Annotated in this window: 10 protein-coding genes and 1 pseudogene; 8 read left to right on the top strand and 3 right to left on the bottom strand. The window is 67.2% G+C overall.

Translation table 11 applies throughout. The features are described 5' to 3' along the window. A partial coding sequence (locus tag ACI3ET_RS16175; protein ID WP_405033945.1) for an integrase core domain-containing protein occupies positions 1-251 on the top strand: 251 nt, incomplete at its 5' end. A gap of 40 nt (positions 252-291) precedes the next feature. Next, a pseudogene (locus tag ACI3ET_RS16170) lies at positions 292-444 on the top strand (IS3 family transposase); the annotation flags it as partial. 13 nt (positions 445-457) lie between these two features. Here ACI3ET_RS16170 and ACI3ET_RS16165 read toward each other — a convergent pair. Then, on the bottom strand, positions 458-751 hold the full coding sequence (locus tag ACI3ET_RS16165; protein WP_405034100.1) for a hypothetical protein: 294 nt from the start codon (positions 749-751) through the stop codon (positions 458-460). 27 nt (positions 752-778) lie between these two features. Between ACI3ET_RS16165 and ACI3ET_RS16160 the strand changes: the two genes are divergently transcribed. From ACI3ET_RS16160 to ACI3ET_RS16150, 3 genes are all read left to right on the top strand, one after another. Next, positions 779-1150, top strand: a complete 372-nt coding sequence (locus tag ACI3ET_RS16160; protein ID WP_405034099.1) for a hypothetical protein — start codon at positions 779-781, stop codon at positions 1148-1150. Continuing rightward, complete coding sequence (locus ACI3ET_RS16155; protein WP_405034098.1) at positions 1143-1346, top strand: helix-turn-helix transcriptional regulator; 204 nt, start codon at positions 1143-1145, stop codon at positions 1344-1346. The genes ACI3ET_RS16160 and ACI3ET_RS16155 overlap by 8 nt, the downstream gene beginning before the upstream one ends. A 144-nt stretch (positions 1347-1490) precedes the next feature. Then, a complete protein-coding gene (locus ACI3ET_RS16150; protein ID WP_405034097.1) occupies positions 1491-1673 on the top strand; it encodes a hypothetical protein in 183 nt (60 codons plus the stop codon). A 17-nt stretch (positions 1674-1690) separates the two neighbouring features. On the opposite strand, the gene ACI3ET_RS16145 is transcribed toward ACI3ET_RS16150, so the two are convergent. Then, on the bottom strand, positions 1691-2206 hold the full coding sequence (locus ACI3ET_RS16145) for a potassium channel family protein (protein ID WP_405034096.1): 516 nt from the start codon (positions 2204-2206) through the stop codon (positions 1691-1693). A gap of 181 nt (positions 2207-2387) precedes the next feature. On the opposite strand from ACI3ET_RS16145, the gene ACI3ET_RS16140 reads away from it, so the two are divergent. The 3 genes from ACI3ET_RS16140 (at position 2388) to ACI3ET_RS16130 (ending at position 6115) form a co-directional block, all read left to right on the top strand. Then, complete coding sequence (locus ACI3ET_RS16140; RefSeq protein WP_405034095.1) at positions 2388-2558, top strand: hypothetical protein; 171 nt, start codon at positions 2388-2390, stop codon at positions 2556-2558. A 757-nt stretch (positions 2559-3315) separates the two neighbouring features. Next, on the top strand, positions 3316-5310 hold the full coding sequence (locus ACI3ET_RS16135) for an alkyl/aryl-sulfatase (RefSeq protein WP_405034094.1): 1995 nt from the start codon (positions 3316-3318) through the stop codon (positions 5308-5310). A gap of 316 nt (positions 5311-5626) precedes the next feature. Then, positions 5627-6115, top strand: a complete 489-nt coding sequence (locus ACI3ET_RS16130) for a hypothetical protein (protein WP_405034093.1) — start codon at positions 5627-5629, stop codon at positions 6113-6115. A gap of 31 nt (positions 6116-6146) precedes the next feature. On the opposite strand, the gene ACI3ET_RS16125 is transcribed toward ACI3ET_RS16130, so the two are convergent. Beyond that, on the bottom strand, positions 6147-6437 hold the full coding sequence (locus tag ACI3ET_RS16125) for a cytochrome c oxidase assembly protein (RefSeq protein WP_405034092.1): 291 nt from the start codon (positions 6435-6437) through the stop codon (positions 6147-6149). Positions 6438-6744 lie beyond the last annotated feature (307 nt).

Genomic DNA, 6744 nt, shown 5'->3' with positions numbered 1-6744 from the left:
CCCACCTGAACGCGATCACCGACCCCGCGCTCCTGCGCGCCGAGCTCGACGATGTCCGCACCGAGTACAACGCCTCCCGGCTGCACTCCGGCATCGGCTACGTCACGCCCCTGGACGAGCACACCGGTCGCGGCGAGGCGATCCGAGCAGCCCGCCGGCAGGGCCTTGCCCAGGCCGCCCGACAAAGACTTGCCTACCACCGAGACCAGAGGAAGAATCAACCCAATCCAGAAGACCCGGATGTGGTCTGATCCACCCGCCCAAAGCGGACATTATCGCTGAAACACCTCACGCCGGTGGACCACCCGGCAGGACCTTCGCATCCACATCGTCACCTGGCTCGAGCGGACCTACCACCGGCGCCGGCGCCAGGACCGACTCGGCCGGTTGACGCCCATCGAGTACGAGGCCACCATGGCCACAGCCGCCCCTCAGGCGGCCTGACCCAACCTGTCACCTACCCGTGCAGCAGTCCCCACAGCCCGCAAAGCAGCGTGAGTGCGCGGTGCTTCTTGGGCATTGCATCAGCGAGCGCCAGCAACTCGGCCAAGGTCAGCACCTCTGGTTCGCGCTTCACTGGGGCTCGACCACCGGAGCGGATACGGCATGGCGTCCTGGTGATCACGTCGTCCTCCTCGGCTTGGCGCATGATGCTGGCAAGGACCTGGTAAGCGTGCGCGCGAGCTGTCGGTGTCCGTGTGCCGTAGGCCCGAAACCACGTCCGGACCATCCCGATGGTGATCTCATCCATGGGTGTGTCTCCAAACACTGGCAGCAGATGCCGCTCTATGGAGGCCTGGCACTGCAGGGGTGGGGGAGTGCCGAGGCTGACCACCCGTTCCAGGACCCGCTGGGACTTCTCGGGACGTTCCTGGTGATGCGGCCGCTTGCTTTAGCACTCAACGTCACGATGCGGGGGCGCCGGGACGCCTCGGGTGAGAGCTCCTCAGACAGCGTGGAGTCCCGTGCCGCGCAGCACGCCCGCAGCCAGGTCTACGTTGACGCCGTCATCCTCGGGGCGGCCCTCTTCCTCGTCCTCACGGTCGTCGCGGACACGATCGCGGCCCTGACGGCGATGGCCTTCACGACGCTCGCGGTCGCAGCCTTCTGGATCCGCTACCGCCTGGCTCTGCGAGCGATGGGTGGTTGAGACGGTCAACGGCCTTCGGGGCCTGAGGGAGTCCCGCGGCTGGAGCCAAGGCCGACTGGCCGATGAAGTGGGCGTCTCCCGCCAGACGATCAACGCCATCGAGACCGGTCGCTTCGACCCCAGCCTCCCGCTGGCCATGCGACTGGCCATCACCTTCGAGCTTTCGGTAGAGGTCATCTTCACCCTCAAGCAGTAGTGCCCGCCGCCTGGGCGGACACCCAGGAGGGGCCTCGGACGGCGATCACGCACGCATTAATGCTGCAGGCACCCTGCGGCAGTAGCTCTCAAGGCCGCGGCCCTTGCCCTGTTCCGCTCAGCGAGGACCCGCAGCGGCAAGGCCGTGGCCGGTGCCACGCTGTGGGGCGTGGCGGCGCGGAGCAAGCCGGCGGTGCTGGAACTGATCGACCTCGTCTCCGGCGACGCGGTCAGCCTCGGTGGCTTTGTCCCCGTCATGCTGGTGGTGATCACCCTGCTCTTCTCCCGCGCGACCGTGTGGAGGCCGCTCCTCCAGCCCCTCGACTGAGGCGCGCTGGACCGAGATCATCCCTGTCCCTTGCCGGCCGGGGGAGTCGAACCCAGCAGACGGAGGGCGGTGCCCAGATAGATCAGGTTGAAGAGCATGTGCACCGTGACGAGGAGGCGGGCCAGGGTCCCGACCGCATGGACGTCACCGAAGCCGACCGTGGACACGAGTGTGACGGAGAAGTACAGGGCGTCGGTGCGGTTCTCTATGCCGAAGAACTGACCCACCGCCAGCTCCGCCACCGTGGCGTACACCAGGGCGAAGCTGAGCACCAGGACGTACAGGGCGGTCAGCAGCCACTGGATGCGGTGCATCGCCGAGGACAGTGAGTGCCGGGACCTGCTCGCCTGCGAGCGGAGGAGAAAGAGCACGGTGATGAGCGCCAGCACCGACACGGTGAGGCGGGCGACGGACTCCGGTTGGGTGGGCGAGCGGAGAGGCAGCAGGTAGTACCCGACCGTGAGGAGGAAGAGCACAGCGGTCGTGTGGGCGAAAAGCAGGGGCAGCTCTCTCGGCGGCATCGTGTGTGACATCGGTTGTCCTTTCATCCGGCCGCGCCGTCGGAAGGCCCTGGGACGACGATGAGGACTAGCAGACCGACCCAGTCTCGCCGGAGGGTGGTGGGCGCGGTTCACCCGGTTCGGGTGAGGCGTGGCCGGCTCCGTGACCCGACACATGGAGCATCGACACCGCGCACCGACGAAGAAACTCTAGATGTCCTTCTGGGATGCCCTGCGGCTCTTCTTCATCAGCTTTGCCCTGGTGGCCCACATGATGGTCTTGTTCTCCATCGTGACCGACCTCTTCCGGGACGAGGAGACCTCCGACATCAGTAAGGCGCTCTGGAAAGCGACCCTCGGGACAGTCTGCGGTGCAGACCGGTGACCGGCTTCGGGTTCACGACACCCCACCCGCCCGACGGGGGATCCCGAAGACTTCCGCAAGTCGAAGCGACCACGTGCCTATGGCATGGCCACGCACCGTCGGGGGCGGGGAGCTTCCTCCCTCGGGCCTACCGGAGCCGTCGCCGCCGCAGCTGGTCCGCTTCTCGGTGGGCTCCGCGGCTCCCGTCAGACGAGGGCCTTCTCCTTGAGCCGGTCGGACTCCGGTCGCGAGATGACACCGGAGTCGAGCAGCAGGCCGGCGTACGTCCGGATGGGTGAACGTGTCACCCAGGAGGGTGGACCGGACCTCCCGCCCACCTGGGCCGACCCCAGATGACGTCGCAGCAGGTGAGGGTCAGGAAACCCTGGCGGACGACACGTCGAGGCGACGCGTCGGAAAGAACCTCGGGATCCCGACAGCTCCGATGAGCAGAGTCACCGCGGAGGGTCGGGGTAGGCGCCGCCACACCTCGGCGACGCGCTCGACGAGCTCTCCCCAGGTCCGGAGCATCGCCGTCCCGCTGATGCCGCGTGGCCCAGGGGTCGATCTTCGACGGAGCACGGATAGAGACGGGCGGGTCGACCTGGCTGTCGCGATGTTCGCCATGCGACGTGATCCTGCTCATGTCCCGACGTGGTCCCGGGGGCCGGTGACGCGTACCACACACTTACCCCCGGGGCGCCTTCCCGGCAGTGCTAGCGTGACAAGAAGTGGGCGTCGAACCCCCGGGGTCCGCGGTGCTTCCTGAGGAGTAGTCATGCGCGAACACGGACACTTCCACCCCCTGGGGAAGCAACCTTCTGATGTGACCCGGGAGCTCCAGGGCCGTTTGCGTGAGTCGTTGCCGTTCAGTGACGTGCGGGACTTCGAAGAGGCGCGACGAGGCTTCCTGGCAGCACCGGACTATCGGCAGATCAAGGCAGAGGCCGGGCACGTCGCCTGGGACATCGGAGCCTACGACTTCCTCCTGGACGACCAGCGGCACGACAGCATCCACCCGTCCCTGCAGCGTCAGGCGACCCTGAACATGGGGTACGGCCTGTTCGAGGTGCTGCCCGGCAAGATCTACCAGGTCCGCGGATTCGACCTGGCCAACATCACCTTCATCTCATCCGACTCCGGATGGATCCTGTTCGACCCGCTGACCTGCCAGGAGACCGCGGCTGCCGCGTTGGCGCTGGTCGGCGAGCACCTCGGCCAGCGGCCGGTGGTGGCGGTGGTGTACTCGCACTCCCACGTGGACCACTTCGGTGGGGTGCGCGGAGTGGTGGACGAGGCCGACGTGCGCGCCGGCCGAGTAGAGGTGATCGCCCCGGTCGGATTCATGGATCATGCGGTCGCTGAGAACGTCTACGCCGGCAATGCGATGAACCGTCGGGCGTTCTACCAGTACGGGGCCCTGCTCGATCGCAGCCCGTTCGGGCACGTGGACCAGGCGATCGGCAAGGGCGTGGCCTCGGGAGCGATCGGGCTGATCGCACCGACCCGGGTCATCAAGGACGACATCGAGGAAATGGTCGTCGATGGCGTGCGGATGGTGTTTCAAAACACTCCCGGCACGGAGGCACCGGCGGAGATGAACACCTGGTTCCCGGACCTGAAGGCCTTCTGGGCAGCCGAGAACATCGTGGCGACGATCCACAACATCTACACACTGCGCGGGGCTCTGATCCGAGACGCCCTGGAGTGGTCGCGGCAGATCAACCGCGCGCTCTACCTGTTCGGCCGCGAGGCCGAGGTGATGCTCGCGTCGCACTCGTGGCCGCGGTGGGGCAATGAGCGGATCCAGGAGGTGCTGCGCGTTCAGCGCGACACCTACGCCCACCTGAACAACGGGGTGCTGCACCTGGCCAACCAGGGCGTCACCATCAACCAGATCCACAACCGGTACCACGTCCCGGGCAGCCTGCAGCAGCAGTGGCCCGCCCGCAGCTACCACGGCTCCGTGGCTCACAATTCCCGCGCGGTGGTGAATCGCTACCTCGGCTACTGGGACGGCAACCCCACCACCCTCATCCCGCTCTCGCCAGAGGACTCCGCACCGCTCTACGTGGACCTGATGGGAGGGGCAGAACCGATCCTGGCCAAGGCCCGTGACCTCCTGGACGCCGGGGACTACCTCTTGGCCACCGAGATCCTGAACAAACTCGTCTACGCCGAGCCGGGCAACACCGATGGCAAGCAGCTGCTGGCAGACGCCTTCGAACAGCTTGGCTACCAGCAGGAGAGTCCCAGCGTCCGGAACAGCTTCCTCGCCGCAGCGCTCGAGCTACGCTCGGGTATCCCCCAGGGTGCCGCACCGAAGAGTTCTGGACCGGACATGATCCGGGCGTTGACCACCGGCCAGTTCCTCGACTTCCTGGGGATCCGTTTGGACAGCGCCGCGGCAGCGGGGCACGAGTTCATCATCAACGTGGTCACCCCCGACAACGGCGAACAGTTCGTCGTCGAGTTGAGCAACTCGACGTTGACCAACGTGGCGGGATTCCAGGCCGACGAAGCCGATCTGACCTTGACCGTAGACCGGGACGACCTGGAACAGGTCATGACCGGGGTCGAGACCCTCCAGCAGCTCGTCGCACACGGGCGGGCACAGCTCGATGGCGACGCCGGGGTGCTCGGACACCTGGCAGCGTCCATGGTGCACTTCGACTTGGGCTTCGAGATGATGCCCGGCACCGGTCAAGCGCACCTGAGCCCGCCGATGGAAGAGTTCGAGGCCGAGAGGCTCGGTGACAGCGCCGGCGGATGACCCGGTAGGTGGAATGTTGGAAGGGTCGATCGTCGGGACCCACGGGACGCCACCGCGCTAGCCACGACGTCGACGATGGCACTGTGAGCACCCGCGGGGCGCGGCCACCACTACGGTGGGCGTATGGACTCTCCGCAGGTCAGGGACGCTGGCATGGTGCGACGCCTGTCCACGCCTCGCGCAGCCGCACTGGCGGGGGTGGTTTTTCGCGGTGCTCTTCGCCGTCTCCCTGGGACTGTTGCGGTCGGTCTTTCCGAGGACCTCTTCGGGGACAGCCAATGGGCCGAGAGCGGCGCCCGTCGGCTTCGGTGGGCGCTTGACCCTTGCCCTGCTCGCGGGTATCGCGTTCCTGTGGTTCGTCGGTGTCGTGCGAGACCACTTCGGTGAGCTCGAGGACCGGTTCTTCTCCACCGTGTTCCTGGGAAGCGCGCTGGTCTTCCTGGCGATGGTCTTTGTCTCCATGGCGATCGCCGGCGCCCTGCTCGCCCGCGTGCAGGAGGGGCAGGCGCAGCAGTACGACGCCGACACCGTCGCGTTCGGTCGGGCGATCATGCTCGAGGTCAGCAACGTCTACGCGCTTCGGATGGCCGGGGTGTGCATGATCTCGCTGGGCACCATCTGGCTCCGGACCGGGTTGATGCCGCGCTGGATGGGGGTACTGACCTACGCTCTGGCCGCCGTGCTGCTGCTCGTCGTCAACCTCAGCCTGTGGGTGACCATGGTCTTTGCGGCCTGGGTCTTCGCCGTGAGCGTGGGGATCTATCTGCGCACGCGACAAGGCGCACTCGAGGCACCGCCCGGTTGACCCCAGGAGCCCGATCTCCTGGCACCACTTCTTACGCCCCGCCCCCGGCGTTGAGCACGCCTGCGACCGCTGGGTAGGTGATCGCTCGCACGACCGGGGTCCGCAAGAGGTGGGTCAGAGACCGGGCATGGGCCACCGGCACGGCCCGCAGGGCCAGAGTGACCGGGGCGCCCAGGACGAGCAGCAGGGGGGCGAGCATCCCGAGCAGCAAGTGCCCGGCCATGTATGCGGTGAAGCTGGTGTATGCGGCCGTGGCGACCGGACCGGTCAGCCCGGCCGCGGCGCACACCAACCCGGCGTACCAGACCACGGTCCGGTGCACCGGCCACAGGGCTGCGGCGTAGCCGATCGTGGCCCCGGCCAGTGCGAGGACGCATGATCCATGCGCGGTACTCAGCTGGTGGTGTGGGCCAGGCGGGTGCGCCCCAGCAGAAGCACGCCGATCAGCAGCAACAGCACGGCCGACCCGATCCACGCGGCGTCGTAGGGCAGCAGGTTCACGGGCTCTTCACAAAGCAGGGTGTAGTCGGGGTCTGAATCCGCCGGCCTCGAGGAGTGCTCGGGCGATGTAGTTGCTGAGGGTGCGGAACCCCAGGGCAAGGCCGCGGAGGTGCTCGAGTCGACCGTTC

This window comes from Ornithinimicrobium jinqii (genome assembly GCF_045032595.1).
Taxonomy (GTDB): Bacteria; Actinomycetota; Actinomycetes; order Actinomycetales; family Dermatophilaceae; genus Ornithinicoccus.
This window is presented reverse-complemented; position numbering and strand designations above follow the sequence as displayed.